The organism is Dysosmobacter sp. Sow4_B12, assembly GCF_052116665.1.
In the GTDB taxonomy this organism is placed as follows: domain Bacteria; phylum Bacillota; class Clostridia; order Oscillospirales; family Oscillospiraceae; genus Oscillibacter.
The window spans coordinates 18,591-45,163 of record NZ_JBQKKR010000001.1 but is presented as its reverse complement, the minus strand read 5'-3'; the positions used below and the strand labels follow the sequence as shown (position 1 = coordinate 45,163).

33 protein-coding genes are annotated in these 26,573 nt (G+C 59.1%); 11 read left to right on the top strand and 22 right to left on the bottom strand.

Going from position 1 to position 26,573, the window contains the following annotated elements:
* Nucleotides 1-16: 16 nt before the first annotated feature.
* Nucleotides 17-958, bottom strand: coding sequence for an ROK family protein (locus tag ACTQ4R_RS00265; protein ID WP_441624716.1), 942 nt, complete (start codon nt 956-958; stop codon nt 17-19).
* Nucleotides 959-975: 17 nt separating this feature from the next.
* Nucleotides 976-1,914, bottom strand: a complete 939-nt coding sequence (gene hprK, locus ACTQ4R_RS00260; RefSeq protein WP_441624715.1) for an HPr(Ser) kinase/phosphatase — start codon at nt 1,912-1,914, stop codon at nt 976-978.
* 290 nt (nt 1,915-2,204) lie between these two features.
* On the opposite strand from hprK, the gene rpmB reads away from it, so the two are divergent.
* Entirely contained in the window at nt 2,205-2,393 is a 189-nt protein-coding gene (gene rpmB, locus ACTQ4R_RS00255; protein ID WP_022290354.1) for a 50S ribosomal protein L28, read from the top strand.
* 89 nt (nt 2,394-2,482) lie between these two features.
* On the opposite strand, the gene ACTQ4R_RS00250 is transcribed toward rpmB, so the two are convergent.
* The 8 genes from ACTQ4R_RS00250 to ACTQ4R_RS00215 form a co-directional block, all read right to left on the bottom strand.
* Entirely contained in the window at nt 2,483-3,349 is an 867-nt protein-coding gene (locus ACTQ4R_RS00250) for a hypothetical protein (protein ID WP_441624714.1), read from the bottom strand.
* 18 nt (nt 3,350-3,367) lie between these two features.
* Nucleotides 3,368-4,372 (bottom strand): NAD(P)H-dependent glycerol-3-phosphate dehydrogenase, encoded by a 1,005-nt coding sequence (locus ACTQ4R_RS00245; RefSeq protein WP_441624713.1) that lies wholly within the window; start codon nt 4,370-4,372, stop codon nt 3,368-3,370.
* Nucleotides 4,373-4,384: 12 nt separating this feature from the next.
* Nucleotides 4,385-5,059, bottom strand: coding sequence for a glycerol-3-phosphate 1-O-acyltransferase PlsY (gene plsY, locus ACTQ4R_RS00240; RefSeq protein WP_441624712.1), 675 nt, complete (start codon nt 5,057-5,059; stop codon nt 4,385-4,387).
* A 3-nt stretch (nt 5,060-5,062) separates the two neighbouring features.
* A complete protein-coding gene (gene der / locus ACTQ4R_RS00235) occupies nt 5,063-6,391 on the bottom strand; it encodes a ribosome biogenesis GTPase Der (RefSeq protein WP_441624711.1) in 1,329 nt (442 codons plus the stop codon).
* A 268-nt stretch (nt 6,392-6,659) separates the two neighbouring features.
* Entirely contained in the window at nt 6,660-6,854 is a 195-nt protein-coding gene (rpmF, locus tag ACTQ4R_RS00230; RefSeq protein WP_441624710.1) for a 50S ribosomal protein L32, read from the bottom strand.
* 61 nt (nt 6,855-6,915) lie between these two features.
* Nucleotides 6,916-7,413, bottom strand: a complete 498-nt coding sequence (locus tag ACTQ4R_RS00225; protein ID WP_441624709.1) for a YceD family protein — start codon at nt 7,411-7,413, stop codon at nt 6,916-6,918.
* Between the two features lie 88 nt (nt 7,414-7,501).
* Nucleotides 7,502-7,978, bottom strand: coding sequence for a hypothetical protein (locus tag ACTQ4R_RS00220; RefSeq protein ID WP_441624708.1), 477 nt, complete (start codon nt 7,976-7,978; stop codon nt 7,502-7,504).
* Nucleotides 7,975-8,262: a hypothetical protein gene (locus ACTQ4R_RS00215; protein WP_441624707.1), complete on the bottom strand. Its 288-nt coding sequence runs from the start codon at nt 8,260-8,262 to the stop codon at nt 7,975-7,977. Before ACTQ4R_RS00215 ends, ACTQ4R_RS00220 begins: the two co-directional genes overlap by 4 nt.
* A 105-nt stretch (nt 8,263-8,367) precedes the next feature.
* Between ACTQ4R_RS00215 and ACTQ4R_RS00210 the strand changes: the two genes are divergently transcribed.
* The 6 genes from ACTQ4R_RS00210 to ACTQ4R_RS00185 all read left to right on the top strand — a co-directional run bounded on the left by ACTQ4R_RS00210 (nt 8,368) and on the right by ACTQ4R_RS00185 (nt 13,995).
* Entirely contained in the window at nt 8,368-9,339 is a 972-nt protein-coding gene (locus ACTQ4R_RS00210) for an RluA family pseudouridine synthase (RefSeq protein WP_441624706.1), read from the top strand.
* A gap of 155 nt (nt 9,340-9,494) precedes the next feature.
* Nucleotides 9,495-10,679 carry an ABC transporter ATP-binding protein gene (locus ACTQ4R_RS00205; protein WP_441624705.1) on the top strand — a complete coding sequence of 395 codons (1,185 nt, stop codon included), beginning with the start codon at nt 9,495-9,497 and terminating at the stop codon, nt 10,677-10,679.
* Nucleotides 10,669-11,523, top strand: a complete 855-nt coding sequence (locus tag ACTQ4R_RS00200) for an ABC transporter permease (RefSeq protein ID WP_441624704.1) — start codon at nt 10,669-10,671, stop codon at nt 11,521-11,523. The genes ACTQ4R_RS00205 and ACTQ4R_RS00200 overlap by 11 nt, the downstream gene beginning before the upstream one ends.
* The gene (locus tag ACTQ4R_RS00195; RefSeq protein ID WP_441624703.1) at nt 11,520-12,392 is read left to right on the top strand and encodes an ABC transporter permease; all 873 of its coding nucleotides are present in this window, start codon (nt 11,520-11,522) and stop codon (nt 12,390-12,392) included. The genes ACTQ4R_RS00200 and ACTQ4R_RS00195 overlap by 4 nt, the downstream gene beginning before the upstream one ends.
* A 61-nt stretch (nt 12,393-12,453) precedes the next feature.
* Complete coding sequence (locus ACTQ4R_RS00190; RefSeq protein ID WP_441624702.1) at nt 12,454-13,536, top strand: ABC transporter substrate-binding protein; 1,083 nt, start codon at nt 12,454-12,456, stop codon at nt 13,534-13,536.
* A 63-nt stretch (nt 13,537-13,599) separates the two neighbouring features.
* Nucleotides 13,600-13,995 carry a thioesterase family protein gene (locus ACTQ4R_RS00185; RefSeq protein ID WP_441624701.1) on the top strand — a complete coding sequence of 132 codons (396 nt, stop codon included), beginning with the start codon at nt 13,600-13,602 and terminating at the stop codon, nt 13,993-13,995.
* A 47-nt stretch (nt 13,996-14,042) separates the two neighbouring features.
* On the opposite strand, the gene ACTQ4R_RS00180 is transcribed toward ACTQ4R_RS00185, so the two are convergent.
* The 8 genes from ACTQ4R_RS00180 to thrH form a co-directional block, all read right to left on the bottom strand.
* Nucleotides 14,043-14,555 carry a ferritin gene (locus ACTQ4R_RS00180; RefSeq protein ID WP_441624700.1) on the bottom strand — a complete coding sequence of 171 codons (513 nt, stop codon included), beginning with the start codon at nt 14,553-14,555 and terminating at the stop codon, nt 14,043-14,045.
* Between the two features lie 132 nt (nt 14,556-14,687).
* On the bottom strand, nt 14,688-15,167 hold the full coding sequence (locus ACTQ4R_RS00175) for a VOC family protein (RefSeq protein WP_441624699.1): 480 nt from the start codon (nt 15,165-15,167) through the stop codon (nt 14,688-14,690).
* Between the two features lie 12 nt (nt 15,168-15,179).
* The gene (spoIIR, locus tag ACTQ4R_RS00170; protein WP_441624698.1) at nt 15,180-15,812 is read right to left on the bottom strand and encodes a stage II sporulation protein R; all 633 of its coding nucleotides are present in this window, start codon (nt 15,810-15,812) and stop codon (nt 15,180-15,182) included.
* Between the two features lie 59 nt (nt 15,813-15,871).
* Nucleotides 15,872-16,759, bottom strand: coding sequence for a 4-(cytidine 5'-diphospho)-2-C-methyl-D-erythritol kinase (ispE, locus tag ACTQ4R_RS00165; RefSeq protein ID WP_441624697.1), 888 nt, complete (start codon nt 16,757-16,759; stop codon nt 15,872-15,874).
* On the bottom strand, nt 16,735-17,277 hold the full coding sequence (locus ACTQ4R_RS00160) for a CDP-alcohol phosphatidyltransferase family protein (protein ID WP_441624696.1): 543 nt from the start codon (nt 17,275-17,277) through the stop codon (nt 16,735-16,737). Before ACTQ4R_RS00160 ends, ispE begins: the two co-directional genes overlap by 25 nt.
* Before the next feature lie 102 nt (nt 17,278-17,379).
* Nucleotides 17,380-17,535, bottom strand: a complete 156-nt coding sequence (locus ACTQ4R_RS00155) for a hypothetical protein (protein WP_441624695.1) — start codon at nt 17,533-17,535, stop codon at nt 17,380-17,382.
* Between the two features lie 137 nt (nt 17,536-17,672).
* Nucleotides 17,673-18,953 carry a DUF1015 domain-containing protein gene (locus ACTQ4R_RS00150; protein ID WP_441624694.1) on the bottom strand — a complete coding sequence of 427 codons (1,281 nt, stop codon included), beginning with the start codon at nt 18,951-18,953 and terminating at the stop codon, nt 17,673-17,675.
* Between the two features lie 54 nt (nt 18,954-19,007).
* A complete protein-coding gene (gene thrH, locus ACTQ4R_RS00145) occupies nt 19,008-19,607 on the bottom strand; it encodes a bifunctional phosphoserine phosphatase/homoserine phosphotransferase ThrH (RefSeq protein ID WP_441624693.1) in 600 nt (199 codons plus the stop codon).
* Nucleotides 19,608-19,784: 177 nt separating this feature from the next.
* Here thrH and ACTQ4R_RS00140 point away from each other — a divergent pair, with 177 nt between their 5' ends.
* Nucleotides 19,785-20,006 (top strand): DUF378 domain-containing protein, encoded by a 222-nt coding sequence (locus ACTQ4R_RS00140; RefSeq protein ID WP_441624692.1) that lies wholly within the window; start codon nt 19,785-19,787, stop codon nt 20,004-20,006.
* A gap of 73 nt (nt 20,007-20,079) precedes the next feature.
* Here ACTQ4R_RS00140 and ACTQ4R_RS00135 read toward each other — a convergent pair whose 3' ends face one another.
* On the bottom strand, nt 20,080-21,831 hold the full coding sequence (locus ACTQ4R_RS00135) for an Rqc2 family fibronectin-binding protein (RefSeq protein ID WP_441624691.1): 1,752 nt from the start codon (nt 21,829-21,831) through the stop codon (nt 20,080-20,082).
* A 3-nt stretch (nt 21,832-21,834) separates the two neighbouring features.
* Complete coding sequence (locus tag ACTQ4R_RS00130; protein ID WP_441624690.1) at nt 21,835-22,236, bottom strand: Mini-ribonuclease 3; 402 nt, start codon at nt 22,234-22,236, stop codon at nt 21,835-21,837.
* Nucleotides 22,237-22,403: 167 nt separating this feature from the next.
* Between ACTQ4R_RS00130 and ACTQ4R_RS00125 the strand changes: the two genes are divergently transcribed.
* Nucleotides 22,404-22,946, top strand: a complete 543-nt coding sequence (locus ACTQ4R_RS00125) for a putative ABC transporter permease (protein WP_441624689.1) — start codon at nt 22,404-22,406, stop codon at nt 22,944-22,946.
* Nucleotides 22,947-22,985: 39 nt separating this feature from the next.
* Here the strand turns inward: ACTQ4R_RS00125 and ACTQ4R_RS00120 are convergent, their stop codons facing one another.
* Nucleotides 22,986-24,551: a helicase HerA-like domain-containing protein gene (locus ACTQ4R_RS00120; RefSeq protein ID WP_441624688.1), complete on the bottom strand. Its 1,566-nt coding sequence runs from the start codon at nt 24,549-24,551 to the stop codon at nt 22,986-22,988.
* Nucleotides 24,552-24,751: 200 nt separating this feature from the next.
* Between ACTQ4R_RS00120 and ACTQ4R_RS00115 the strand changes: the two genes are divergently transcribed.
* Nucleotides 24,752-25,123, top strand: coding sequence for a YegP family protein (locus ACTQ4R_RS00115; RefSeq protein ID WP_441624687.1), 372 nt, complete (start codon nt 24,752-24,754; stop codon nt 25,121-25,123).
* Nucleotides 25,124-25,135: 12 nt separating this feature from the next.
* Nucleotides 25,136-25,354 (top strand): hypothetical protein, encoded by a 219-nt coding sequence (locus ACTQ4R_RS00110; RefSeq protein ID WP_441624686.1) that lies wholly within the window; start codon nt 25,136-25,138, stop codon nt 25,352-25,354.
* Nucleotides 25,355-25,450: 96 nt separating this feature from the next.
* Here the strand turns inward: ACTQ4R_RS00110 and acrA are convergent, their stop codons facing one another.
* Nucleotides 25,451-26,560 (bottom strand): acryloyl-CoA reductase electron transfer subunit beta, encoded by a 1,110-nt coding sequence (acrA, locus tag ACTQ4R_RS00105; protein WP_418725446.1) that lies wholly within the window; start codon nt 26,558-26,560, stop codon nt 25,451-25,453.
* Nucleotides 26,561-26,573 lie beyond the last annotated feature (13 nt).

Here is a 26,573-nt window from a genome sequence, read left to right as displayed (position 1 = left end):
AAAGGACCTCCCAAATTCAAATTGCGCGGCCAAGCATCGCCGCGCCGATGATGCCGGCGTCGTTGCCCAGCTCCGCCCGCAGAACGCGGGTGGTGATGCCGCCGTGGCTGGAGAAGGACTCCCGGGCCACGATCTCCCGCAGGGGCTCCAGCAGCAGGTGCTCCGGGGCCGCTGCCACACCGCCGCCGATGGCAACCGCCTCCGGCCGCAGGATGTTGATGAGGCTGATGGTACCGTCCGCCAGGTATTCCACATACTGCCGGCATACCGCAAGCGCCGTCTCATCTCCCGCCTGGGCTGCCTGGAACGCGGTGCGTCCCTCCACCACGCCGCCGTTTTCTGCGGCAATCGCGTGGAGCAGGCTCTCGGGATGGGCCGCCATGGCCGCCTTTGTCTGCTGAATGAGGGCGGTGGCGGAGGCGTAGCGCTCCCAGCAGCCCCGGCGCCCGCAGTTGCACAGCTCACCGCCGTGGCAGATGACCAGATGCCCCGCCTCACTGGAGGCCGGTCCGCCGTGGAGCTTTCCGCCCAGCAGCAGTCCGCAGCCGATACCGGTTCCCAGCGTCACCACGGCGAAGTCCCGGGTGCCCCGGCCAGCACCGCAGAAAAACTCACCCACGGCGGCGCAGTCCGCGTCGTTGCCCAAAAGCAGGGGCAGGTCCAGATGACGGCGGAACAGACGCTCGATGGGAACGTCCTTCATGGGGATATTGGTGGTGAACAAAATGTCACCGCCGGACACGGCACCGGGCAGGCCCATGCCCACATATGCCAGGGACTCCGGCGCCACGCCGCCCTTCCCGGCGGCGGAAGCCGCCAGACGGGCCACATCCTCCGCGAACTGCTCGGGCCCCTGGAAGTTCAGTGGACACCGCTCCACTGCCAGGATCTTTCCCGTTTCATCCACCAGGCCGGCCTTCAAATTGGTGCCGCCCACGTCAATACCGATATACAGCATATGTATGTTTCCTCCTCTTAACGCAGCTTGCTGCCGGCGTCCGCCCGCTGATCCACCCGGCGGGCCAGCTCCTGGGCGGCGTTGTAGCCGAACTTGCGGTGACGGTTGTTCATGGCGGCCACCTCCACGATGCTGGCCAGGTTTCGGCCCGGCCGCACGGGGATGGTAACGATGGGCACCTGCACATCCAGGATGTCAGTGAAGTGGTCCTCAATACCCAGGCGGTCATAGAACTTCGTCTGGTCCCACTGCTCAAAGTGGACCACCAGGTCCAGTTGGGACTCCGTCTTGATGGCCCGCATACCGAACAGCTGCCGCACATCGATGACGCCGATGCCCCGCAGCTCGATATAGTGGCGGATGACCTCCGGCGCCGTGCCGATGAGCTGGTCGGAAATGCGTCGCAGCTCCACGGCATCGTCCGCCACCAGACGGTGGCCCCGCATAATGAGCTCGATACCGGCCTCGCTCTTGCCCACGCCGGAGTCGCCGGTGATCATGACGCCCTCGCCGTAAATATCCAGCAATACGCCGTGGCGGGTGACGCAGGGCGCCAGGGCCCTGTTGAGATACTCAATGGTGTGGCTGGTGAAATCCACCGTGGTCTCCTCGGTCCGAAGGAGGGTCTTTTCGTGCTCCACGGCGCTTTCCAGGCACTCTGGGAAGCAGTCCAGTCCCCGGGAGATCACCAGTGCGGGGATGTCATACAAAAACAGGTCGTCAAAGCACTTGCGGCGCTGTTCATCCGTCAAGCTCTTCAGATACGTCACCTCGGCCTTGCCGATGACCTGCAGCCGGCGGGGGTCAAAATAGTCGTAAAAATCATGGAACTGCAGTCCGGGGCGGTTCACGTCGTTGATGGTCAGCAGGGCCGTGTCAAAATCGCTGCCCTTGTTGAGTACCTGCAAGTTAAAGATGGAGACGAATTCCGTGATCTTCAAGCCTTTTTCATACATCGCGCATTCTTCACCTTTCCGGCGCGGCGGCGCCCATCTCCGCCCAAGCCGAGCCATGCGAACACCCGGCAGAGCGGTCAAAAATTTTTCAACAGGAAACTGCTTTTTATTATATATGAATTTCCGCCATTTCGCAACACTTTCGCCGTTGGAAGCGTCTGTTGGCGGCCTGGAAAATTCCTTGAATTTTTTTGAAAAATCTTCTTGCTTTTTTCTATTCTTTCTGTTATGATATCAGCTGTGCTTGTGAAAACGGCACGGAAGTACGCAACAGCAAGGAGGTGCAACGGATGGCAAAGTGCGAGTTCTGCGACAAGGGCGTTACCTTCGGCATTCAGGTTTCCCACTCTCACCGGCGTTCCAATCGTCCCTGGAAGCCCAATGTGAAGCGCGTGAAGGCGATCGTCAACGGTTCCCCCCGCCATGTGTATGTTTGTACCCGGTGTATGCGTTCCGGTAAGGTCACCAGAGCGGTCTGATTGTACAAACAAAGATCCCGGACTTCGTGTCCGGGATCTTTCTTTTTCCGTAAAAGCAGGAGCGGGCAAAATGCCCGCTCCTGCTTTTTTCAAATTACGGCTGCGAGAGACTCCAAAAAGCAAACCGCTCCCCGGTTCTCCGGATGAACCTCCGTTCGAAGCTCCGCACCCGGCAGGCGGAAACTCGCCAAGAGCGCTCCCTCATGCAGTTGGCTGCTCTCCAGGAGCACGCCGCCTAGGGCGGACCAGGGGATGGCTGTAAACTCCGCGCTGTATGTCTGCTCCCCTTTTTTCTCCGGCTTGCCGCTGCGCAGCAGCAGTACCTCCCGTTCGTTGTGGAGATACAGCGTGCCGGCAAACTCCTCTTTGCGCTTCCAGGGCAGGTGCCGGTCCGTCCGCGTGTCGCTCCAGCAGGGCTGATAGGCGTCCAGCGTAAAGCAGACGCCCCGATCCCGCAGGTCCCGCATCTGGTTATAGAGCCAGATGTCCAGGTCCCTTTCCCGCAGGTCCGGGTCGCCCCGGAGCCCGGCGGCGGCAGACACACCGCCTCCGTATTCCGCCCGCACCAGATCCCCAAAGCGCCGCATCACGTCGGCGGAGACCGTGTTGTATGTCAAGATGACCGGACCGCCGGCGCTGTACAGGGTGCAGACGCCATGGAGCAGCCGCTGGTACAGGCGGATGCCCGTTATATCCCGGTAGGCGATCCGGGTGGACTCCACCGCCTTTTCCCGGCGGCTCCAGATCTGGACGCCCGCGTCATCGGCCCCCACCACGAAGTCGTAAAGGTCCATGTCCGGTGTGGCCCGCCGCCGCTCGATGTCCCTGGGGATCTTCAGCAGCATCCTCCAGGATTTTGACATGTCCACAAAGGGAACAAACAGCGGCGGCAGAGGATGCTCGCCGTCAACGTCATATACCCAGGGACCAAAGGCATCATATTCCGAGATCCGCATGCTCCACTCCCCTTTTCATCACATCCAGGTAGTCTCCAGCAGCTCGTCCTTCTTGGCCCGGGTCATAAGCTCTGACACCACGTCCCGCACCTGCTTGCCGTGGTACAGCACCTCGTAGGCGCAGCGGCAGATGGGCATATCCACCCCCTCCCGCTCTGCCAGCTGATGGATGCTCTCGGCGGCGTAATAGCCCTCCACGACAGCGCCCACCTCATCCATGGCCTCCTGGACGCTTTTCCCCTGGCCGATGAGGATGCCGGCCCGGTTGTTCCGGGAGTGCATGGAGGTACAGGTGACGATAAGGTCACCCATACCGGCCAGGCCGCCAAAGGTGCGGCGGGTGCCGCCCAGCTGCTCGCCCAAGTGGGTGATCTCCGCCATGGCCCGGGTCATGAGCAGGGCCTTGGTATTGTCCTGGAACCCAAGTCCCGTGCAGATGCCGCAGCTGAGGGCGATGACGTTTTTCAGTGCGCCGGACAGCTCCACACCCACGATGTCATAGCTGGTATAAATGCGGAAATAGTCATTCATGAAAGCATCCTGAACGAACCGGGCCGCTGCCCGGTCCGGGCAGGCAGCCACGCAGCCCGTGGGCATGCGGATGCCAACCTCCTCCGCATGGGAAGGTCCGGAAAGGGCAACCACTTTACAGATGTGGTGTGTCTCCTCCTGGAGCACCTGGCTCATACGGAGGTTCGTGTCCCGCTCGATGCCCTTGGATACGGACACCAAAATGGTGTCCGGCCGCATGTAGGGGGCCGCTTTTCTGCCGGTAGCCCGCACGGCAAAGGAGGGCGACGCGCACACGACCATATCCGCGCCCTCCAGTACCGAAAGGTCCCCGGTGATATGGAGGCTCTCCGGCAGGGAAACACCCTTGAGCAGGGGATTTTCCCGTGTCCGGGCCATCTCCTCCGCCTTGGCGGGGTTGTGGGACCAGAGATATGTCTCATGACCATTGTCGCAGAGGACCCGGCTCAAAGCCGTGCCCCAGCCGCCGCTGCCCAACACAACTGCTTTCATGATACTCCTCCCTTATGAGTGTTTCCGGTGCAGGCTGAATTTATTTTCCGTACCGCTCAAAAGCCGCTTGATGTTGCCCCGGTGCTGCCACACCACCAGTCCGCCGCAGGCAAAGGCCAGGGCCACGATGACCGGGTCCGGATAGCAGTACCAGGAGATGAAGGGAAAGCTGGCCCCGGCCCAGAGAGAGCCCAGGGATACGTACCGGGTCAGTATGGTGAGAAGCAAGAATCCGCCCCACACCACCAACGCCACCCGCCAGTCGATCATAATGGCGATGGTGCCGCCGGAGAGGATGCCCTTGCCTCCCTTAAAGTGAAACATGCAGGGGAACATATGGCCCAGCAGGCAGAATAGGCCCGCCCAGTATTTGCCCAGCACATACCAGCCGCCAAACAGCCACTGCCCCAACAAAACGGCCAAAACAGCCTTTAAAACATCTGTTAGGATAACAACGACGGTCAAGGGACCTCCGAAAGTACGGTAAAAGTTCGTCAGGCCCGCGTTGCCGCTGCCGTGGGTGCGCACATCGTCCCGCAGGATATACTTGGACACGATGACCGCACCGTTGAAGCAGCCCAGGAAATAGGATGCCAGGGCGGTGATGATGACCGCCAGCACCAAATGCATGCCGGTGGGGACCGCCAGCAATTCCACGGTGGCCCCGGCGTTCAGAAACGTTGGCATAGCTTACTCCTCCTTATCGCCTTTCTGGCGGATGGAAAGGACAACGGGCGTCCCCTCCAGGCCAAAGGTATTGCGGATGCAGTTTTCGATATACCGCTGGTAAGAGAAGTGGAACAGCCGGGCGTCGTTGCAGAAAATCACAAAATGGGGCGGCTTCACGCCCACCTGGGTCATATAGTAGATCTTCAGCCGCCGGCCCTTATCCGTGGGCGGCTGCACCCGGGTCTGGGCATCCGCCAGAACGTTATTCAGCATGCCGGTGGTGATGCGGACCGCGGCCTGGTTGCTGACATAGTCGATGAGCTCGAAGAGCTTGTCCACCCGCTGGCCGGTCTTGGCGGAGATGAACAAAATGGGAGCGTAGGTCATGAAGGCCAGGTCCTGGCGGACCTTTTCCCGCATTCTGTCCATGGTCTTGTCATCCTTTTCCACCAGGTCCCACTTGTTGATGACAATGATGCTGGCCTTTCCGGCCTCATGGGCCAGGCCGGCCACCTTGGTATCCTGCTCCGTGACGCCCTCGGTGGCGTCGATCATGATGAGGCACACATCACTGCGCTCAATGGCCATGGTGGCCCGGAGCACACTGTACTTTTCAATGTCCTCTTCCACCTTGGACTTTTTGCGGATGCCGGCGGTGTCGATGAACACGAACTTGCCCTTGTCGTTTTCAAAGTGGGAGTCGATGGCGTCCCGGGTGGTGCCGGCCACGTTGGACACGATGACCCGCTCCTCCCCCAGGATCTTGTTCACCAGGGAGCTCTTGCCGGCGTTGGGCTTGCCGATAACAGCCACCTTGATGGCGTCATCCTCTTCCTCCTCTTCCTCCTCCGGAGGGAAGTACTGCACGCAGGCATCCAGCAGGTCGCCGGTGCCATGGCCATGGACAGCGGAAACGGCGATGGGGTCCCCCAGGCCCAGGTTGTAGAACTCGTAAAAATCCGGGTCCACGGTGCCGGTGGAGTCCATTTTGTTCACCGCCAGCACGATGGGCTTGCCGCTGCGAAGCAGCATGTTGGCCACCTCGTGGTCGGAGGCGGTGAGTCCGGTCTTGATGTCCGTCAAAAATACGATAACAGTGGCGTTGTCAATGGCGATCTGGGCCTGGTCCCGCATGAACTCCAGGATCTGGTTGTCCGTCCGGGGTTCGATGCCGCCGGTATCGATGAGGGTGAAGCGGCGGCCATTCCAGTCCGTCTCTCCATAAATGCGGTCCCGGGTGACGCCGGGGGTGTCCTCCACAATGGAAAGCCTCCTGCCGATCAGCTTGTTGAACAGCATGGACTTACCCACATTGGGGCGACCTACGATAGCAACGATAGGTTTCGACATATTGTCTCCCTTTCCAGAGCGCCGCGTCGTCCGGCGCTCACATAAAATCCCACGATGTATTATACCCGTTCCCAGACGGATACGCAAGCATAAAGCGCAGCTTCATTGGCTCTGCCGCAGCAAAGCGCCGGCCCACTCCAAAAGTGCCGCTCCGCAGCTGCCAGAGGGGGGCAGATCCAACACTGGCTTCCCCTCCTCTCATGTGCGCGCGCAAAAAGTTAGGAGGGAAGAATGAATCTTCCCTCCTAAAGCAAGCATGCGCAAATCCTTATTTAGAGACGACGGACTTAACAACCTTGACCTCACGGCCATTGTAAGTACCGCACTCCTGGCACATTCTGTGAGGCAGGTGCAGCGCACCGCATTTCGGGCATGCAACGAGACCGGGGACAGCCAGCTTCCAAGTGGAGCTGCGCCGCTTGTCGCGTCTTGCTTTGGATACTTTTCCCTTAGGTACTGCCATTGTGACACCTCCTTGATCTTTCAAAGGCCCGGGAGGTCAAGCCCGTCCTTAGTTTGTTTCTTTATTTGTTCTCCAAAAGCTTGGCCAGGACTGCGAGCCGCGGGTCCGCTTCCTTTTTGCAGGAGCAGGGGCCGAGGTTCAGGTCAGCGCCGCACCGAGGGCACAGTCCCTTGCAATCTTCCGAACACAATGTCTTGGTGTCCATTCCGAGGATAAACGCGGTCCGGGCCAGATCGGCCAAATCCACCTTTCCCTCCTCCAGCAGGACGATCTCGTCGTTGTCCTCGTCCTGGAGCTCCTCCGCCAGCATGCAGCTGTACGGGATCTCCTTGTCCTGGAGAAATTCTTTTCCGCAGCGGTCGCAAACAGCGTCCAGCGTGGAGCGGGCCGTCAAGTCCAACAGCAGCACATCCGCGCTGCTGTATGCCTGCCCCTCCACCACCACAGGGCGGGAAACGGGATGCCGCCCGGAAAACTCCAAATCGGACAAATCCATTTCAAACTGAAATGTCAGTCGTTTGGCGGGGTCCCGCAGGATGGGTTTTACATCTAAAAGCATAAGCTACCTCGCAATGACACGAGTAGTATTATAAGGGATGGACTACCCGTTGTCAAACTATTTTTCAAAAAAATGTTATAATTTTTGTTCACGTCCCTCCCCGCTCCTTCCGGGCGGGGTCCAGGGGACTTCCTGTCACGTCGATCCCCAGGATGGAGGTGCGGAAACCCGAACACAAGACCTCATAGGTGGTGATATGGTATTCCTGTTTGGGCCATCGCTCCGCCCAACGCTGCCGCAGCATTCCGGCCAGCCGCCCGCAGCGGGCGTCCGGCTGCTCCAGCAGCATGGGAGAGAGAAAGCTGACGATCATCTGACGCTCATCCACCATCAGCGCGCCCCGGCCCAGCCAGCGGCGCTTCCAGCGGCGTTCCAGAGCATCCAGCATGTCGTCCGCCAGCGCTTGAAGCCCTTCCAGGTTCTCCGCCTCTTGAACAGCCTGGACGTACAGAGGTGCGAACTTCTCTCCGTACCGGCGGAAGGCGCCGGGATATTCCTTCCGGTTGAACTGCTTCATCCACCGCTCCGCTTCCCACACAGCGGCGCAGAGGGCGTCAATATTCACGGCTCCTCCCCCTCTTCCCCGTCCGTCTTCTCCGGCTCATCAGACCAGGAGCTCGGGTCGTCCTTATGCTCCAGGCCGTAACGGTAGGCCTTCCACTCCCGCCAGAGCAGTGCGCCGCCCACGGCGGCAAACGCCACCGCTCCCAGGATGCTGGAAGCCGTATAGGCGCTCTCTCCGGCGTCCCGCACCAACTGATAGGCAAGATACAGCAGGTAGCCGCCCGCCAGGACCATGAAGTTGTTCACGCGGCCTCTCGGCTTTTTCTCGGGTGCCTGTTTATCCATCAGTTTCTCCTGCTTTCCTCGTAAAATTCTTTTTCCCATCGCTTTACAACATCGCCGGAAACAGGTATGATAAATGCGATCTTAATCCATGCTCCGGAGGGTATTATGCGGGAATTCACCATTGGAAAAAATGACGCCGGCCAGCGGCTGGACCGCTTTGTTGCAAAGAATCTGCCGCTGCTGCCCCCCGCCCTGCTGCAAAAGTATATCCGCCTCAAGCGCATCAAGGTCAACGGCAAGGGCTCCAAGCGGGACGTGCGGCTGAACGCCGGCGATGTTCTTCAATTATATATCAACGATGAGTTTTTTGACAAGCCCTCTGAGGAAAACATGTTTCTGACTCTGTTCAGCCCCCAGCTGGACATCGTGTACGAGGATGAGAACCTGCTGCTGGTGAACAAGCGGCCGGGGCTGGTGGTCCACGCCGACGAGACGGAGAAGGTGAACACCCTCATCAACCACATCCAGGCCTACCTGTACCAAAAGCGGGAGTGGAACCCCAAATGGGAAAACGCCTTCGCCCCCGCCCTGTGCAACCGTATCGACCGCAACACCGGCGGCATCGTCATCGCCGCAAAAAACGCCGAGACCCTGCGCATCATCAATGACAAGATCAAAAACCACGAGCTGGAGAAAAGCTACCTCTGTGTCACCGTGGGCCATCCCCGGCCCGCCGAGGGGCGGATCGAAGGCTTTTTGCTGAAGGATGAGGCGAAAAAGCAGGTCTTCTTCTACCACAAGCCCATCCCCGGCGGCAAGACTGCCGTCACGCTGTACAAGACCCTGGAGAGCCGGGGACCGCTGTCTTTGGTGGAGTGCCGCCTCCTCACTGGCCGGACCCACCAGATCCGCGTGTCCATGGCGGAGATCGGCTGCCCGCTGCTGGGCGACGGCAAGTACGGCCGGGGCGCCGTCAACAAGCAGTATCACGAGACCCGCCAGGCCCTGTACTCCTATAAGCTGGCCTTCGCTTTCACCACGGACGCCGGCGCCCTGGAATACCTGCGGGGCAGGGAGTTCACCGTGGACACCGTACCCTTCCGGGACAAGTATTTCCCCCCGCTGGAAAAGCTTTGAACCAGCGCAATAAAAAATAGGTAATTCCCTTGACATTTGGGGATACTTCCGATATAGTTCAAATTGCTGAATTTCGACGAGAAAGGTTCCCCCTCAACAGAGAGAAGAGGCGCATGTGTTTATACAAAAAATATGATTGAAATGGGGGAGGATACATGTCCAAAGAGTTGATTCGCCTGCGGAACCTGTGCATGGCGTTTGACGATGAACCTGTATTGAATAACATCAATCTTTATATCAATGACAAAGAATTCCTCACATTGCTCGGACCCAGCGGGTGCGGTAAGACCACCACGCTGCGGATCATTGGCGGCTTCGCGACTCCTACGTCCGGAGACGTCCTGTTCGACGGTGTGAGGATTAATGACGTTCCGCCCTATCAGCGGCAGATCAATACCGTTTTCCAGAAATACGCCCTGTTCCCGCACTTGAACGTGTACGAGAACATCGCCTTCGGCCTGCGGATGCAGCGACGTCCCGACCCCAATGACCCCACGGGAAAGAAAAAGGTGAAGATCCCCGAGGAGGAGATCCACCAGCGGGTCATGGAAATGCTGGAGGTCATCAGCCTCAAGGGCTTTGAGCACCGCAAGCCCGACGCCCTCTCCGGCGGCCAGCAGCAGCGGGTGGCTATCGCCCGGGCCCTGGTGAACCGGCCCAAGGTCCTGCTTTTGGACGAGCCTCTGGGCGCCTTGGATCTGAAGCTTCGCAAGGACATGCAGATCGAGCTCAAGCGCATCCAGCAGCAGGTGGGCATCACCTTCATCTATGTGACCCACGACCAGGAGGAGGCCCTCACCATGTCCGACACCATCGTGGTCATGGACAAGGGCTCCATCCAGCAGATCGGCACTCCCGAGGACATCTACAATGAGCCGAAAAACGCCTTTGTGGCGGACTTTATCGGCGAGTCCAACATCATCGACGGCGTCATGGTCCGGGACAAGGTGGTAAAGATGTACGGTCGGGAGTTCGCCTGCCTGGACGGCGGCTTCGGCGAAAACGAGCCTGTGGATGTGGTCATCCGCCCCGAGGACATCGACATCGTCCCCGTGGAGCAGGGCCAGCTGGTGGGCACCGTCACCAACGTGACCTTCAAGGGCATGCAGTACGACATCATCGTGGATTTCCGGGGCTTCAAGTGGCTCATCCAGACTACGGACCACTCCCCTGTCGGCGCCCGCATCGGTATCAAGATCGACCCCGACGGCATCCATGTCATGAAGAAGAGCCAGTACTCCGGCATGTTCGGCGACTACTCCTCCTTCTCCGAGGAATACGACGAGCTGGACGACGCCAGCCTTGAGCCGGACGAGGAGGAGAGCGGGGATGAAGAATAAGCTCTCCCATCTGGCCATCCCCTATGTCATCTGGATGGCTTTGTTTGTGGTGGCTCCCATCATCATGGTGGTCATTTACGCCTTCTCCTCCGCTGACGGCGGCTTTACCCTGGCAAACTTCGCCCGCATGGGCACCTACGCCGTGGTGTTCACCCGCTCTTTCAAGCTGGCCCTCATCGCCACGGTCATCTGCCTTGCCATCGGCTATCCCGTGTCCTACATGATGAGCAAGGAGGGGCCTCAATTTCAGCGGATCGCCATGGTCCTCATCATGCTGCCCATGTGGATGAACTTTCTGCTGCGGACTTACTCTTGGATGTCCATTCTGGAGAACAACGGTCTTTTGAACCAGCTGTTCCAGAAGATCGGCCTCATTTTCCTGTACAACCAGGTCTTCGGCACGGACCTCCAGTTTTTCCGGCTCATCAACACCCAGGGCGCCGTGGTGCTGGGCATGGTGTACAACTACCTGCCCTTTATGATCCTGCCCATTTACTCCGTGATCGTCAAGCTGGACCGCTCCCTCATCGAGGCGGCCCGGGACCTGGGTGCCAACACCTTCAACGTGTTCCGCCGGGTCATTCTGCCCCTGTCCCTGCCCGGTGTGCTCTCCGGCATCACCATGGTGTTCGTTCCCTCCGTGTCCACCTTCGCCATTTCCAAAATGCTGGGCGGCGGCACGGAGATGATGCTGGGCGACCTCATTGAGCAGCAGTTCCTGGGCGGCGCCTACAACCCCCAGTTGGGCGCGGCCATTTCCCTGGTGATGATGATCATCGTGGTGGTGTGCATGTGGGTCATGAACCGCTTCGGTGAGGGTGAAGAACAGGCGGTGATGATGTGAAGAGAAACAATTCTTTCCTCAACCGGCTGTTCATGGTGCTGGTATTCGTATTTTTGTACGCCCCCATTGTCCTGCTCATCATTTTCTCCTTCAACGCAGGCAACAGCAATACCGTCTGGAAGGGCTTCTCTCTGGACTGGTATGTAAAGCTCCTGCACAACCGGCTCATCATGCAGAGTGTATATACCACGCTGCTGGTGTCCCTCTTGGCCACGGTCATCGCTACCATCGCCGGCACCTTCGCCGCCATCGGCTTTTACGCCATGCGCCGCAGGCTCCGGGACCCCCTCATGACCGTCAACAACATCCCCATGATGAACGCAGACATTGTCACCGGCGTTTCCCTGTGCCTGTTTTTTGTGGCCTTTTTCAGCTTTTGGAGCGATTTCGCCCGGTGGTTCAACAACCTGCAGGCGTTTATTCAGCTGCCCACCCGGCTGACCATGGGCTTTGGCACATTGCTCATCGCCCACATCTGCTTCAACATCCCCTATGTCATTTTGTCCGTGGGGCCCAAGCTGCGCCAGATGGACAAGAATCTGGTGGATGCCGCCATGGACCTGGGCTGCACGTGGATGCAGGCCTTCTGGAAGGTCATCCTGCCGGAGATCAAGCCCGGCATCGTCTCCGGCGCCCTAACGGCTTTCACCATGAGCATCGATGACTTCGTCATCAGCTATTTCACCGCCGGCTCCTCCGCCTCCACCCTGGCCATGACTATTTACGGCATGACCAAAAAGCGGGTCAGCCCGGAGATCAACGCCATCTCCACCCTTTTGTTCGTGACGGTGCTGGCTCTGCTTGCCATCGTCAACATTCGGGAAGCCCGGCAGGAACGGCGCCGCTCCGCGGAGGCCCATCGCGTCTGACGGTTTCACGGCCCCTAGGCCATGAGATAGATTTTCACACAAACACTGGAGGAATGATCAATTGAAAAAGACACTTGCCTTGGCCCTTGCCATGATGATGGCAGCCACTCTGCTCCTGACCGGCTGTGGAAACGGCGGCAGCGAGGAACGGGTCGTCAACGTGTGCAGCTGGGGTGAATACATTGATGAAGATTTGATTTATCAATTCGAGGAGGAAACCGGCATCAAGGTCAACTATCAGACCGCGGAAAGCAACGAGGCCCTCTATTCCCTGCTGAAGACCGGCGCCGGTGACTATGACGTCATCGTCCCCTCTGACTATATGATCGGCCGCCTGATTGCCGAGGATATGCTGGCGGAGCTGAATTACGACAATATCCCCAACTACGCCCTCATCGACGACCAGTACAAGGGTCTGAGCTATGACCCGGACAACAAGTACACCGTGCCCTATACCTGGGGTACTCTTGGTATCATTTACAACACCACCATGGTGGACGAGCCCATCACCAGCTGGGATGCCATGTTCGACACGAAATATGCCGGCCAGGTGCTGATGATCCGCAATTCCCGGGACGCCCTGGCCGCGGCTCTTCTGGACCTGGGCTATGACATCAACACCACCGACGAGGCCCAGATCCGGGAAGCCTATACTCTGCTCTCCAACGCCAAAAATGCCGGTGTGTACCAGGCTTTCGTCATGGATGAGATCTTCCAGAAGATGGAAGGCGGCAACGCCGCTATCGCCATGTACTACGCCGGTGACTACCTGACCATGCTGGAAAACAATCCCGACCTTGCCTATGTGGTCCCCGAGGAGGGCAGCAACTGGTTTGTGGACGCCATGTGCGTGCTGAAGGACGCCCAGCACAAGGACGAGGCCGAGGAATGGATCAATTTCATTGCCGGCACGGACGCGAACCTGGCCAATATGGACTATATCTGGTATGCCTCCCCCAACACCGAGGCGCTGGCGGCATATCCCGATTACTACCAGGAGACCTACGGTGAGGCGCTGGACATGGGCCTGTATGAGATCATGGCCGCGCCCCAGGAGGTTTTGGACCGCTGCACCCTGTATGAGAACCTGCCCGCCGAGACCTTGTCCCTTTACAACGACCTGTGGACGGAGCTGGGCATCTGACCCAAGCAAAAACGGCGCCTTTCCCGGCGCCGTTTTCCTATCTTTCAAACGGAGGTAACACATATGATCTTGATCGGAACAAAATGCCAGCTGGAGCAAACTGTCACTGAAGAGCTGACCGCTGCCGTCGTGGGCTCCGGCGCCCTGCCGGTGTTCGGCACTCCCTTTATGGCCGCCATGATGGAAAATGCCGCCCTGACCTGTCTCCAGAGCTTTCTGGAGGAGGGCAAGGGCAGCGTGGGCACCCACCTGGACATCAGCCATGACGCTCCGACGCCCGTGGGCATGAAGGTCTGGGCGGAGGCGGAGATCACCGCGGTGTCTGAAAACGGTAAAATGGTGGACTTCAAGGTGTCCGCCTGGGACGAAAAAGGTCCCATCGGTGCCGGCACCCACACCCGCGCCATTATTTCCAACGACCGCTTCCTCTCCAAGTGCAACGCTAAGCTGGAGAAATAAAGCCTAAAAAGAAAAGGACACCGCAGCGGTGTCCTTTTCTTTTGCACTTAAAGAACCAGAGACGGCGCGCTGTATACCCGGCCAGCCAGCTCGCTGTTGAGCATGTACAGGCTCTTGGGGTCAGAGCCAAACAGCTCCATCTTGGAGATGAGGTCATTGGCGTTGGTCTCCTCTTCGCCCTGCTCCTTGACGAACCAATCCAAAAATTGCATGGTGCGGAAGTCCTTCACCTCATAGGCAGCGGCATAGATGTCGTTGATGAGGCTGGTCACATACTCCTCATGCTCCAGTCCCGCCTTCAAGGGGTCCATGTCGCAGGTGAACACCTTGTCCGGCTTGGCAATGGCCTCCAGCGTCACCTTTTCATTGTTGTTTTGCAGGTACTGATAGAACAGCATGGCGTGGTCCCGCTCCTCCTGGGCCTGGATCTTGTACCAGTTCGCAAAACCGTCCAGTCCGCGAGCCTCAAAGTAATTGGAAAAATCCAAATACAAATACGCGGAATAAAACTCCTTGTTGACCTGCTGATTCAGCAGGGCGCTGACTTTCTCATTCAGCATCGCACATTCCTCCATTTCTGATTTCCGGCTTCAACCCCGGCATATTTGTCTCTATGATACGGCATCTTTTTTTCAAAATCAATCCCACTCTCAAAAAAACACCGGACCGCCAGAGGCGGCCCGGTGATCGCGTTACGCCATTTTCAATTGTTCCCGGACATATTCCACCGGCACGTCCATCCGCCGGGCAATGCCCTCCTCATCCAGACCGCTGTCCCGGAAGCGGCGGCACACGTCGCTGATGGCCTCTCCCACCTCAATGACATGGCGGTCCGGGTCGTACAGCCGCACCACCCGCTGGCCCCAGCGGTGCTCCAGCGGGGCGTGGACCAGCTCCACCGACGGCGTTTCAAACAGGCGCCGCAAAAAGCCGTCAAAATCTCCCGTTTCAAAATAAATCTCGCTGTCATTGCCGCCAAAGGCGATCTCCCCGGGCGTCTTTCCCAGAAAGCCCGCCCAGCTGTCCAGCGTTTGGAGCGCCAGACCCCCTTCCAGCACCACATTGGCCCCCAGGTCACTGACCGTCTCCAGGTCAAGCACCGTTTTATAAAAATTTCTGGAACGCTCCATATCCGCCACCACCAGCAGCGGATTTTGCAGCCGCAGTTTCAAGCCACTTCCTCCTCACTCAAACCGCTCTTTCAGTTCCTCCCAAAGCTCCACGGATTTCAGCCGCAGCTCATAGCCCTGGTCCGCCTCCGTGATGAGGCCCACCTGTCCTTCGGTGAGTCCCGCCGCCAGCGCCGTCTGCGCCACATCCTCCGAGGCGGCGGCACACAGGGGCGGAAACACCACACACCACCAATTTTGTCCCTCTGCCGCGCCAATGAGGACCCGCAGGGCCAGATATCTCCCCGCCGGCAGAGTAAAGCCGTCGTAAGTCTTGGTGGGAAAAGCGGTCTCCTCCAGCCGGACGGAGACCGGGTAGTCATATCCCCTCTCCGCGACTTCCTCCGAAGCCAGACGCTCCAGCTCCGGCAGGGCAGCTTCCAGACGACGCGCCGCGTCCTCACGGTCAGATGACGATTCCAGCAATACCTCCGTCTCCGCCAGCACCCGGTCCCGGACCCGCAGCTTCAGAGCCTGGTCCTCCTCTGAGTCGGAATTCGCCAATACGTGGAGACGCACCACCTTCTCCGACAGGGCCGTCTGCTCTCTTAAAGACAGCGCTCCCCACAGCAGTACCGCCGCCAGCCCCGCCAGCAGCGCTAATTCCCAAAGGTATAGTCCCCGAGCGGGCTTTTCTTTTGTCTTCATGTCCATCCGTTCCTTTCCTATGTAAGGTCTGCCAACAGGATGGACAGGTTTTTCCAAGTTTATTCCAAACCGGCGAATTTTTTCACCGGCTCCGCCACAAAGGTCTGGGCATAGCGGGCTTTCAGTGCCGCCGCTGCCCGCTCCGCCTCTGTCCGGCAGCGGAAGATGCCGAACACTGTGGGACCGGAGCCGCTCATGGCGGCGTTCATCGCTCCCAGCTCCCGGAGCCGTTCCTTAATGGTGAACACCTCCCGGTACTCCGGCGGCAGCACCTCCTCAAAGACATTCCCAAGTCTGGCTGCCACACCCTCCAGGTCTCCCACGGCCAACGCCGCTGTCATGCCGCCGATGTCTGGCCGGGCCGTCAGCTCCGCTCCATCCACCCGGGCAAACAGCGTGGGCGTGGGGATACCGAAATCCGGCTTGCAGAGGACAAAGGTACACGTTGGCAGAGGCGGCAGGTCCGTCAGCACCTCGCCCCTTCCCTCCGCCAGGGCAGTGCCGCCCCGGACGCAGAAAGGCATGTCGCTGCCGACCGCAAGGCCGATGCGCTCCAGCTCCTCATCCGCCATGGCAGGACAGTATCGGTCCCGCAGCAGGCGCAAAAGCGCCGCCACATCGGCGCTGCCGCCGCCCATGCCCGCGTACGCCGGTGTCCGTTTTTCCAGCGTCACGGCAAGGCCCGGCATCGTCTGTCCCGCCGCTTGGAAAAAAAGCTCCGCCGCCTGCTGCTCCAGGGTCTTTTTCCCCGCCGGGATAAAATCTCCGTCCGTCCGGAGGGAAAAAGCCTCCTCCGTCTCCCGCACAGTCACCGTATCGCAGAGGGACACTGTCTGCATCACCATCCGCATTTCATGATATCCGTCCTCACGGCGGCCCAGAATATCCAAGGCCAGATTCACCTTAGCCGGCGCTTTCCGCTTCATCTCCACCGAAAATCCCTCCATTGAAAACATTCCTCCGCCCGGCTCTTCCCCTGGCAGACCAACCGCAGGTCCTTTCCCGCAGCCAACAGCGCCAGCAGACACAGTACAGGCGCGTACCATCCCAAGCAGCCGCCTATGAAATAGGGCAGGCAGAAAAGTCCCGCTCCCGCCAGCTTGTTGAGGCGGGTATGCAGAGCCGGAACACAGCCAAGCCGCAGCAGGCACAGTGTGAATACGGTGCCCCGGAGGAAAGCCGCCGCCAGCGTTCCCAACTGGACCGCTGGTGGAAGCAAGGGCCACAGACAAGGCAGCAGGCGGATAGCCGCCGCTGTAAAAAACACCAGGTCAGCGGCGCTGTCCAGCCGGGCGCCAAAAGCACTCGCGCCCCCCGTCCCACGGGCCACGGGACCATCCAGCATGTCGGTAATGCCCGCGGCGGTATACAATGCCAAAAAAGCCGGTGACAAGGGTTCCGCCGCAAGCAGAACGAGCGCCAGAACCATCCGGGCCGCCGTTAGGAAATTCGCCGCGTGCTTCATCTCCCCCGTTCCTCCTCTTCATAAGCTGGATTTTACCATATAGGGCGAAAAAAGAAAAGCAGGGCCTCCAGGAAAAACCCGAAGACCCTGCCGCTAGGCGGCTCAGAACCATCCATACCTCATTCGGATCGTATGGATCACATCGGCAACGACATACACAACACTGACTGCCGCAAAAACCACGACAGGTAAGAGCAGCAGTCCCACCAGTACCATACTTCCGCCCATCAAGAATGAGATCTGCAACAACTCCAGCATAGCGTGCTCCTTTCTCTCTCGATTGGTAAAAACAGCTAAGTCTTTTTCAATTCGTCCGCCTTTCTTTGGTTAAATCTTATCACGTTCTTTATGAAAAAGAAAGTCCCCGGCGACATTTTTTTGCCGCCGGGGTAAGATCACCGGATGCGCCGGGCTTCCACATAATACCGTTTGTCCCGGGCATGCCCCATGGAAAAGGTCTTGCGGGGCAAAACGCCGTCTGCCATAACAGTTTTGAACAGCTGCTCTTTCCCCATGGCAGGCAGCAAAAAGGCGATAGCGCCCTCTTGTCGGCCCAGTGCTTCCGCTGTTTCATGGCCGTGGATATAGTCGATTTTCCCGGGATGGACCGCCAAGTACGCATCTAAAAACGCCTGCAGCGTTCCAACCGCCAACTGGGACGTTGGAGACGGCACCGTGACAGCGCCGCTACCGCAGGCCCAGACAAAACGGATGGTGTGGCCCTCCCCCGCCCCCAAATGGGCGCCGGGATAAAAATTCAGCAAAGCCTCCAGCACCGCCTGGGGCTCCACGCCGAACAGGCAGCGGTGGATGGGTGCGAACGCCAAAGCGTCGTCGTGGTTGTTCACCACCTCGGCCAGGGCGTACCGGGCAGGGTCTGTGCTCCACTGCGCAGAGGGCAATGTCCGCTTCCGCTCTTCCCAGCAGGCCTTGGCGGCGGCCAGGGAATGGTTGCCGTCACCTACGGCAAACAGCATCGGAGCCGCGCCGGAAAGGCCGTACTTCTCCTCCGGCAGCGCCGGGTCCGCCAGAGCGGATAGTGCGGAAGAAAGTCCGGCATACGCCGTTCCGGGCACCAGCCAGCCCCGCAGATGTCCCCCGCCCTGCTGAAGGTCAAAGTCATAGACACGCTCCATTTCGTCCCGTTTGGCCGCCAAGGGCTCAATGACGGTCCTGCCCGGGTCGTCCACCAGCAGCATGACATGGGGCAGCTCAATGGGCGCGTCCCGCCGGACCCGCGTCCGTGGCGGGATGCGGTCCAGTACCGTACCCTCCGTGGCCCGGATGAGAGCGCCGGAGCCGGGGGTAAAATCATATTGCTCCAGGTCCACCATACCCACAAGGCCTCGGCGGACCTTGCCGTCGGACTGGGTGCGCTCAAGGTACAAAAGCGCATCCGGCAGCGTCTGAAATATACCGTCCGCCAGATAACGGTCCATGGTGGCGTTGATGGCGGTGATATCGTCCTCTGCATCTTCTCCCAACCGGGCCTCCGGAAGAATAAGCCGCAGGGTCGACGGCGCATTTCCCACAGTCTCCTCTACCGCCTGCCAGTACTCCGGCTGAGAGGTAAACTGGTCGCATGCCACCACGGCCCACTTTGTCATATCCGTGCCCGCCCGGGGCAGCAGAATATCCGCCGGGCCGAAGCCCAGCGGCTGAAAATTCTGATTCATGCTGAAAATTCCTTCTTCATGGGACGGCTGTCCGGTCCCAGTATGGTCCGCTCCTTACAGTGCGGCCTTGATGGCGGCCAGCAGGTCGTCAAACTCCTCAAAGGCCGGGATGTCCGGATAGTCGGCCTTGATCTTCTCCGTGCTGCGGAACAGGAAACCCGCCTTGCTGGCCTGGATCATTCCCAGGTCATTATAGCTGTCGCCGCTGGCAATGGTGTCAAATCCGATGGCCTGGAGCCCCTTCACCGTGTTCAGTTTGGAATCCTGCAGGCGCATTTTAAAGCCGGTGATCTCACCGCTGTCCGCCACCTCCAGACTGTTGCAGAAAATGGTAGGCCAGCCCAGCTTTTTCATGAGCGGCTTGGCAAATTCCTCAAAGGTATCACTGAGTATGACCACTTGGGTCAAGGAACGCAGCTCATCCAAAAATTCCTTCGCCCCGGGCAGAGGGTCGATAGTGGCGATGGTGGCCTGGATTTCCTTTAGGCCAAGGCCATGCTCTTTCAAAATGCCCAGGCGCCAGCGCATGAGCTTGTCATAATCCGGCTCGTCCCGGGTGGTGCGCGTCAGTTCCGGGATGCCGCTGGCCTCCGCGAAAGCGATCCAGATCTCGGGCACCAGCACACCCTCCATATCCAGACAAACAATATTCATAAGTACCTCCATTCCGCTGCAATATGCGGCACAAAACAATATGAAATCTCCCCGCAGGGGACGTTTGTCGTTTTGTTATTATACAACACCCGTGTACCACTTGCAATCGGGATGTATCATTTTTTCACAGGCGTGCCATACTAACCCATATCCCGCAAGCGAAATGGAGGTTTTCATATGTTTTTAGACAAACTGGCCCTGGTCCTGGTCATCATCGGTGCCCTAAACTGGGGCGGCATCGGCCTGTTCGGCTTTGACACGGTGGCCTTCCTCTGCGGCGGACAGCTGGCCCTCCTCTCCAGGATCATCTATGCCCTGGTGGGCCTGGCGGGGCTTTGGTGCGTCACGCTGCTGTTCCGCTCCGACGAGGAGCAGGGCCACGCCCCCCACACCGCCTGACAACAGGCAAAACCAAGGCAGGCAGGAGTGATCTCCTGCCTGCCTTTTTTCCGCTGAATGCCGCAAACCAGTTTTATTTCACGAACAAGCGCTTGATCAGCCCTTCCTCCGGCGTCACATTCACTGTCTGGCAGGTGTGGTAGACCACCATACCGGGCCGGGCACCGGAGGGTTTTTTTACATGTTTCACCTGGGTATAGTCCACGGGAATGTTGCCGCTGGTCCGGGCCTGGGAGTACCAGGCGGCGATCTTGGCGGCCTCCACAATGGTATCGTCATCCACTTCCATACCGCCGGTGCATAAGATCACATGGGAGCCGTGGATCTTCTGGGTATGGAACCAGAGGTCCCTGTGGTCCGCATCCTTCATGGTCAGCTTGTCATTCTGGCGGTTGTTGCGGCCCACCAATACCCGCAGGCCGCTGGTAGTACGGAACTCCCGGGGCTTTGTGACCCGTTTGGGTTCCTTTTTGCCCTTGCCCTGCCGCCGCAGGAAGCCGGCATCCCGCATTTCGCTGCGGATATCCAGAAAGTCCTGTTCCGTTTCCGCCTCGGCGATCTCCTCCAGAATACTCTCCAGATACTCCAGGTCCCGGCGGGCAATGTCCATTTGCTCCCGCAGGTATTTTTCCGCCGTTTTGGCCTTGGTATAGCGCTTATAATACTTGGCGGCGTTCTGCTGGGGCGTTAGGAGTGGGTCCAGCTGGATGGTGATCTCCGCGCAATTCTCGTCGTAGTAATTCTCGCACACCAGCTTTGTCTGCCCCCGCTCCATGCGATAGAGGTTGGCGGTAATAAGGTCGCCGCTGATGCGCAGCTGGTCCCGGTTCTGGGTGGCGGCGTAGTCCTTTTCCTGCAGCGCCAGCTTCCGCCGCAGACGGTCCCGGGCAGTGGTGGCACTGCGGATAAGGTCCGCCCCCCGCTGGCGGGTCCGTTCCATTCGCTCTCTTGCCTCATAGAAGTCATCCAGCAGCTGGCAAAAGCTCCCATACCGCTCCGTGTCCACGGCGGTGCCGTACTGGGTAATGGGAAGGTAGGAAAAATCCACGGGCTTTCCCTCCTGCCGGAGGCATATAGGTGTAAAGTTATTTTCCTTGATTGCACTGATAAATCCTTGCAGCTGCGCCCACAGGGTATCCTCTTCCCGGGAGGTGAGCTCAAACATGCGGCGGTCCGTGTCCCCGGCCGCGCGGAAGGCCAGCTCCCGGGCAATGATGGGAGATACTCCGAAATAGCTGTCCAGCAGGAAGGCATCCAGCTGCCGCTCCGGGTTGGCCGCGGCCAGCTTTGCCCGAAAGCCCTCCTCTGTTTCCTCTGTCACAGGCAGGCGGCCCGTGGAAGCGGGCGGCTCATAATAGAGCCCCGGCAACACTTGGCGGGCAGCGGACATGTCCGCGTCCACCCGGCGCAGGCAATCGATGATGCGCCCCTCACCGTCCAGAAGAATGAGGTTGGAGCGGCGGCCCATGGCCTCCAGCACCAGGGTCCGCCTGCCGGGCTGGCCGAAGTCATCGGTGATGTCCAGCTCCAGACGCACCAGACGCTCCAGAGGCGGCTGCACCATGTCCGCCACCCGGGCACCCACCAGATGCTTACGCAGCAGCATACAGAACATGGGAGGCTCCGCAGGGTTGTCCCGGATGATGCCGGTCAGCTGGATACGGGGCGCGTTTGCTCCCGCGTTCAGCAGCAGCCTCTGATTGCCCCGCAGCAGCAGGACCACCTGGTCCCGGGCGGGCTGCTGGACCTTGTCGATCCGCAATCCCAGCAGCCGGGGCCGCAGCTCTTCCAAAATAGCTTGTAAACATACCGCGTCCAGGGGCATGGGTCATTCCTCCATCATAGTGCAAAAAAGTTCGTTGATCCGGTCCTTCCGCCCCTTCAGCCACAGCCAACCAAGCAGGGCCTCCAGCGCCGTGGCCTCTCCGTACTGGGCCCGGCTGGCGTGGGGCGGCACCGAATGGACCTGGGCGTTGCGGCCCCGGCGGAATACCGCCGCTTCTTCCTCTGTCAAAAGGGGCAGAATACGCCCCGCCATTTCCGCCTGGCTCTCCGCCCGGACCAGGGCGATGGTGGCCTGGTGAAGACCTTTCCCAGTGGCCTTTCCATGGGCGCACAGCCAGGTGCGCACCAATATCTCAAACACCGCGTCGCCCATATGGGCCAGACCGATGGAGCTGATGGTGCGCAGCTGGTCGTCGGTCATGGTGATGTCGAAGTAGTTTTCCATAGGGTCCTCCCTGTTTGTTGCACGATTCGAGGGAGATTATACCACGGTTTAGGAGGTTTGTCACCTGTTCCGCCCTTTTTCCCAGGAAGTATGAAAAGTTCTCCGCCACTTTTCCGCCGCCCGATCCGTCTATAATTATAAAGGCATGCTTAGAAGGGAGATCTTTCATGAAGCGGAATATCCAATCGTATTTTCTCTATTTTCTCCTGTATGCGATCTTAGGATGGCTGTACGAGGTGTTTTTAGAGGTGGTTATCTACCGCTGGGGCTACTCGGACCGGGGGGTTCTGTTTGGTCCATACTGCCCTGTATACGGCGTGGGCGCCATGGTATTTCTCCTGTGCTTTGGCCGCTTGATACATAAGCGGGAGCCACGCTGGCTGCGGTGGGTAATGCCGCTTCTCATGTTCCTGGGCTGCATGGCAGTGGCTACCGCCATTGAGCTTGCCACCAGCTATGTGCTGGAGGCACTCACCGGCGCCTGGCCCTGGCAAACTTACACCAACTATACCGTTAACTTCCAGGGCCGCATCGCCCTGTCTCCCTCTATCCGCTTTGGTCTGGGCGGAGTGCTGTTTTTGTACGTTATACAGCCGCTGTTTGAACGCCTGGTGGGGCGATTGTCTCCGTCTGTGCGGTCAGTGGCATTCTGGACCGCCCTGGCGGTATTTACAGCAGACTGTGCCGCAACAGTCTTGACAAAGCTTTAAAAAATGCCGCCGGTTTTGCCGGCGGCATTTTTGCGTCTGTCAGCGTTTAAAGTTCCCGAACAGGCCCCGGACGATCTGCTTGCCCAACTCCCGGCCAACGGTGTTGGCAGCGGAATTGATGGCCTTTTCCAGAGGGTCCTGCCGCCGGCGGCTGGTGGTGGTGCGGGCACGGCTGGTGGCCGCGGGGCGGCGGGGCGCGCTTTGGCGGGCAGTCCGCTGGCGGGCGGCTTGTTCTTTCTCCCAGGCAGCCTGCTTAGCGGCTTGCTCTTTCTCCCACGCGGCCTGCCGGGCCTCCTCTTCCTCCCGGGCGGTCTCCTGCTGGCGGGCCTCCTCCAGCACCTCATAGGCGGAGCGGCGGTCCTCAGTCTGGGTGTACTTGTCCCGGAGAAGACTGCTGTTGACGGCGGCCTGGATCTTACTTTCCTCAGCGGCGCTCATGGAGCTGCGGGGCGGCAGAATATTGGCGCGCTCCACAATGGAGGGAACACCCTTTTCATCCAGCACGGATACCAGCGCCTCGCCCACGCCCAGAGCCTGCAGGGCCTCCTCCGTGTCAAAGGCCGGATTCGCCCGGAAGCTCTTGGCGGCGGAACGCAGCGCCTTCTGATCGTTGGGCGTATAGGCCCGCAGGGCGTGCTGCACCCGGTTGCCGATCTGACCCAAAACACTGTCCGGCAGGTCGGAGGGGTTCTGGGTGATGAACCAGATGCTGACGCCCTTGGACCGGATAAGCCGGACCACCTGCTCCACCTTTTCCACCAGGGCCTTGGGCGCGTCCTTGAACAGGAGGTGGGCCTCGTCAAAGAAGAACGCCAGCTTGGGCTTGTCCAGATCTCCGGCCTCCGGCAGCAGCTCATACAGCTCCGACAGCATCCACAGCAGGAATGTGGCGTACAGCAGTGGGTGCTGGAACAGCTCCTGGCACTCCAGGATGTTCATGACGCCCCGGCCGTCCTCGTCCCAGTCCATCCAGTCAGCGATGTCCAGTGCAGGCTCTCCGAAGAAAATATCGCCGCCCTCATCCTCCAGGGACAGCAGGGCCCGCTGGATGGCGCCCACAGACTGACTGGAAATATTGCCGTAGGTCAGCTTGTACTCTTTGGCGTTGTCGCCTACGTACTGCACCATGCTCCGCAGGTCCTTCAAGTCGATGAGCAGCAGTCCCTTGTCGTCGGCAATGCGGAACACGATCCGCAAAACACCGCTCTGGGTCTCATTCAAGCCCAGCAGGCGGCTTAAAAGCTCCGGACCCATCTCGGAGATGGTGGTGCGGACAGGATGGCCCTGCCGGCCATACACATCGAAAAACCGGACTGGATACGCGGTATAATCAAAGTCTGTCAAGCCCATGGTGTCAATGCTGCGGCGGATGTGCTTGTTTTCCTTTCCTGGCTGGCACATGCCGCTGAGGTCACCTTTGATGTCCGCCAAAAAAACAGGAACGCCCATATCACTGAAAGACTCTGCCGCCACCTTTAGTGTGACCGTCTTGCCGGTGCCGGTAGCGCCGGCGATCAGCCCGTGGCGGTTTGCCATGGAGGGTTCCAGATAAATGGGGGTCTCCCCCGTTGCCAGCCAGATTTTATGCTGATCTTGTAAGTACATAATCGGTCTCCTTCCTATTTGCTGTGATATTGGCTATATTGTATCATACAGACGAAAGAAGCGTCTATGTTTTTTAAGAGCGGATTCAAAAAAGTTCGACGAAAACTCCAAAAAATATACAAATTTCCTTGCAGTATCTCTCCATGTATTATACAATATGGAAAACGCACAGGCATATTTTTATACAGGAGGGCTGCAGCATGGGAAAATTTGTAATTCGGGAAACCAAAACGGGCATCAAATTTGATTTGAAGGCCGGCAACGGTGAGGTCATTGCCACCTCGGAAGTCTATTCCAGTGAAAAATCCTGCCGGGCCGGTATCGCCAGCGTACAGAAAAACGCGCCGGCAGCCGCGGTGGAAAACCAGACGGTGGAAGGTTACACCGTGGAGAAGCACCCCAAGTTTGAGGTCTACACCGACAAGGCCGGAGAGTTCCGCTTCCGTCTAAAAGCCACCAACGGTCAGATCATCGCCGTCAGTGAGGGCTACAAAGCCATCGCCAGCTGCATGAATGGCATCGAATCCGTGAAGAAAAACGCCGTGGACGCCCCTGTGGTAAGGGCTGAATAACAGGAGCAATCCATGGATATCAAAGAACAGATTGAAAGCATCGTTGGGAAAATTCAAAAGGACAAGTCCCTCCAGGCTCAGTTCAAAAAAGACCCTATCAAGGCTGTTGAGAAGCTGCTGGGCGTAGATCTGCCGGACGACGCGGTGGAAAAGATCGTGGCCGGTGTGAGCGCCAAACTCTCTCTGGACGACATATCCGGTGTCGTGGGCAATCTGAAAAAGTTTCTGTAATCAAAAGCAGACAGGCCTTCCGGCCTGTCTGCTTTTTTGTGAAAAAAGAGGGCCATCCTTTCGGATGGCCCTCTTTTCAATCGCTGTAAAGGGATCTTACTTCGCAGCCTTGGCGGCGCGGACAGCCTCGATCAGCAGCGGGGTGACCTTGAACAGGTCGCCGCAGATGCCGTAGTCGGCGATTTCGAAGATGGGAGCGGTCTCGTTCTTGTTCACCGCGATGATGCACTCGGAATCCTGCATGCCGGCCTTGTGCTGGATGGCGCCGGAGATGCCCAGAGCCACATACACCTTGGGATGCACGGTCTTGCCGGTCTGGCCAACCTGGTGGTCGGCGGACAGCCAGCCGGAGTCGATGGTGGCACGGGAGCCGCCCACAACGCCGCCCAGCTCGGCAGCCAGTTCCTCGGCCAGCTTGATGCCGCCCTCGACATCCTTGCTGATGCCGCGGCCGACGGACACGATGTAGTCGGCGCCGATCAAGTCCACCAGCTTCTTGGCGGCCTTCACGACCTCCACGACCTCGGTCTTGAGGTCAGCCTCGCTCAGCTCGAAAGCGGGCTTCACGATCTGGCAGGCGTCAGCCTTGGCCTGGTCGAAGGCGTTCTTCTTCATAACGCCCGGACGCACGGTGGCCATGCAGGGACGGAAGCGGGGGCAGATGATGGTGGCCATCAGATGACCGCCGAAAGCGGGACGGGTCATCTTCAGGTTCCGGTCCTCCATATCCCACTTCTGGGCGTCCACGTCCAGGGTGGAGGACTCACGCAGGAACTGGATGTAGTTGGGCACATCCACGTCCAGGTGGGTGCAGTCAGCGCACAGGCCGGTGTGCAGACGGGCCGCGCAGCGGGGGCCCAGGTCACGGCCGATGTTGGTGGCGCCGATCAAGAACGCCTCGGGCTTCAAGTCCTCGATGACGTCGCAGATGACCTTGGCATAGGCATCGGTGTTGTAAACGCTCAGCAGGGGGCTCTCGCAGACATAGACCTTGTCGGCGCCGTAGCCGCCCAGCTCCTTGGCGACGGACTCGATGCCCTCGCCGCCCAGCAGCAGGCCGCACAGGTCCACACCCAGCTCGTTGGCCAGGTCGCGGCCCTTGGAGATCAGCTCCAGGTCAGTGGGCATCAGCTTGCCCTCGCGCTGCTCACAGAACACCCATACATCCTTGAAAGCAGCGATATCAGCACTGTTGAAATTAGACATAGTTCTTTATCCC

Coding starts and splice junctions, on each gene's coding strand:
- ACTQ4R_RS00215 (WP_441624707.1), bottom strand. CDS start 8,262: ATGGATAAACAGGCACCCGAGAAAAAGCCGAGAGGCCGCGTGAACAAC.
- ACTQ4R_RS00225 (WP_441624709.1), bottom strand. CDS start 7,413: ATGCTTTTAGATGTAAAACCCATCCTGCGGGACCCCGCCAAACGACTG.
- plsY (WP_441624712.1), bottom strand. CDS start 5,059: ATGCCAACGTTTCTGAACGCCGGGGCCACCGTGGAATTGCTGGCGGTC.
- ACTQ4R_RS00130 (WP_441624690.1), bottom strand. CDS start 22,236: ATGGAAAACTACTTCGACATCACCATGACCGACGACCAGCTGCGCACC.
- spoIIR (WP_441624698.1), bottom strand. CDS start 15,812: ATGAAGACAAAAGAAAAGCCCGCTCGGGGACTATACCTTTGGGAATTA.
- ACTQ4R_RS00115 (WP_441624687.1), top strand. CDS start 24,752: ATGGGAAAATTTGTAATTCGGGAAACCAAAACGGGCATCAAATTTGAT.
- ACTQ4R_RS00125 (WP_441624689.1), top strand. CDS start 22,404: ATGAAGCGGAATATCCAATCGTATTTTCTCTATTTTCTCCTGTATGCG.
- ACTQ4R_RS00155 (WP_441624695.1), bottom strand. CDS start 17,535: ATGCTGGAGTTGTTGCAGATCTCATTCTTGATGGGCGGAAGTATGGTA.
- thrH (WP_441624693.1), bottom strand. CDS start 19,607: ATGAATATTGTTTGTCTGGATATGGAGGGTGTGCTGGTGCCCGAGATC.
- rpmB (WP_022290354.1), top strand. CDS start 2,205: ATGGCAAAGTGCGAGTTCTGCGACAAGGGCGTTACCTTCGGCATTCAG.
- ACTQ4R_RS00200 (WP_441624704.1), top strand. CDS start 10,669: ATGAAGAATAAGCTCTCCCATCTGGCCATCCCCTATGTCATCTGGATG.
- ACTQ4R_RS00180 (WP_441624700.1), bottom strand. CDS start 14,555: ATGCTGAATGAGAAAGTCAGCGCCCTGCTGAATCAGCAGGTCAACAAG.
- ACTQ4R_RS00210 (WP_441624706.1), top strand. CDS start 8,368: ATGCGGGAATTCACCATTGGAAAAAATGACGCCGGCCAGCGGCTGGAC.
- der (WP_441624711.1), bottom strand. CDS start 6,391: ATGTCGAAACCTATCGTTGCTATCGTAGGTCGCCCCAATGTGGGTAAG.
- ACTQ4R_RS00265 (WP_441624716.1), bottom strand. CDS start 958: ATGCTGTATATCGGTATTGACGTGGGCGGCACCAATTTGAAGGCCGGC.
- rpmF (WP_441624710.1), bottom strand. CDS start 6,854: ATGGCAGTACCTAAGGGAAAAGTATCCAAAGCAAGACGCGACAAGCGG.
- ACTQ4R_RS00250 (WP_441624714.1), bottom strand. CDS start 3,349: ATGCGGATCTCGGAATATGATGCCTTTGGTCCCTGGGTATATGACGTT.
- hprK (WP_441624715.1), bottom strand. CDS start 1,914: ATGTATGAAAAAGGCTTGAAGATCACGGAATTCGTCTCCATCTTTAAC.
- ACTQ4R_RS00205 (WP_441624705.1), top strand. CDS start 9,495: ATGTCCAAAGAGTTGATTCGCCTGCGGAACCTGTGCATGGCGTTTGAC.
- ACTQ4R_RS00245 (WP_441624713.1), bottom strand. CDS start 4,372: ATGAAAGCAGTTGTGTTGGGCAGCGGCGGCTGGGGCACGGCTTTGAGC.
- ACTQ4R_RS00160 (WP_441624696.1), bottom strand. CDS start 17,277: ATGAAGCACGCGGCGAATTTCCTAACGGCGGCCCGGATGGTTCTGGCG.
- ispE (WP_441624697.1), bottom strand. CDS start 16,759: ATGGAGGGATTTTCGGTGGAGATGAAGCGGAAAGCGCCGGCTAAGGTG.
- acrA (WP_418725446.1), bottom strand. CDS start 26,560: ATGTCTAATTTCAACAGTGCTGATATCGCTGCTTTCAAGGATGTATGG.
- ACTQ4R_RS00150 (WP_441624694.1), bottom strand. CDS start 18,953: ATGAATCAGAATTTTCAGCCGCTGGGCTTCGGCCCGGCGGATATTCTG.
- ACTQ4R_RS00120 (WP_441624688.1), bottom strand. CDS start 24,551: ATGTACTTACAAGATCAGCATAAAATCTGGCTGGCAACGGGGGAGACC.
- ACTQ4R_RS00185 (WP_441624701.1), top strand. CDS start 13,600: ATGATCTTGATCGGAACAAAATGCCAGCTGGAGCAAACTGTCACTGAA.
- ACTQ4R_RS00140 (WP_441624692.1), top strand. CDS start 19,785: ATGTTTTTAGACAAACTGGCCCTGGTCCTGGTCATCATCGGTGCCCTA.
- ACTQ4R_RS00110 (WP_441624686.1), top strand. CDS start 25,136: ATGGATATCAAAGAACAGATTGAAAGCATCGTTGGGAAAATTCAAAAG.
- ACTQ4R_RS00135 (WP_441624691.1), bottom strand. CDS start 21,831: ATGCCCCTGGACGCGGTATGTTTACAAGCTATTTTGGAAGAGCTGCGG.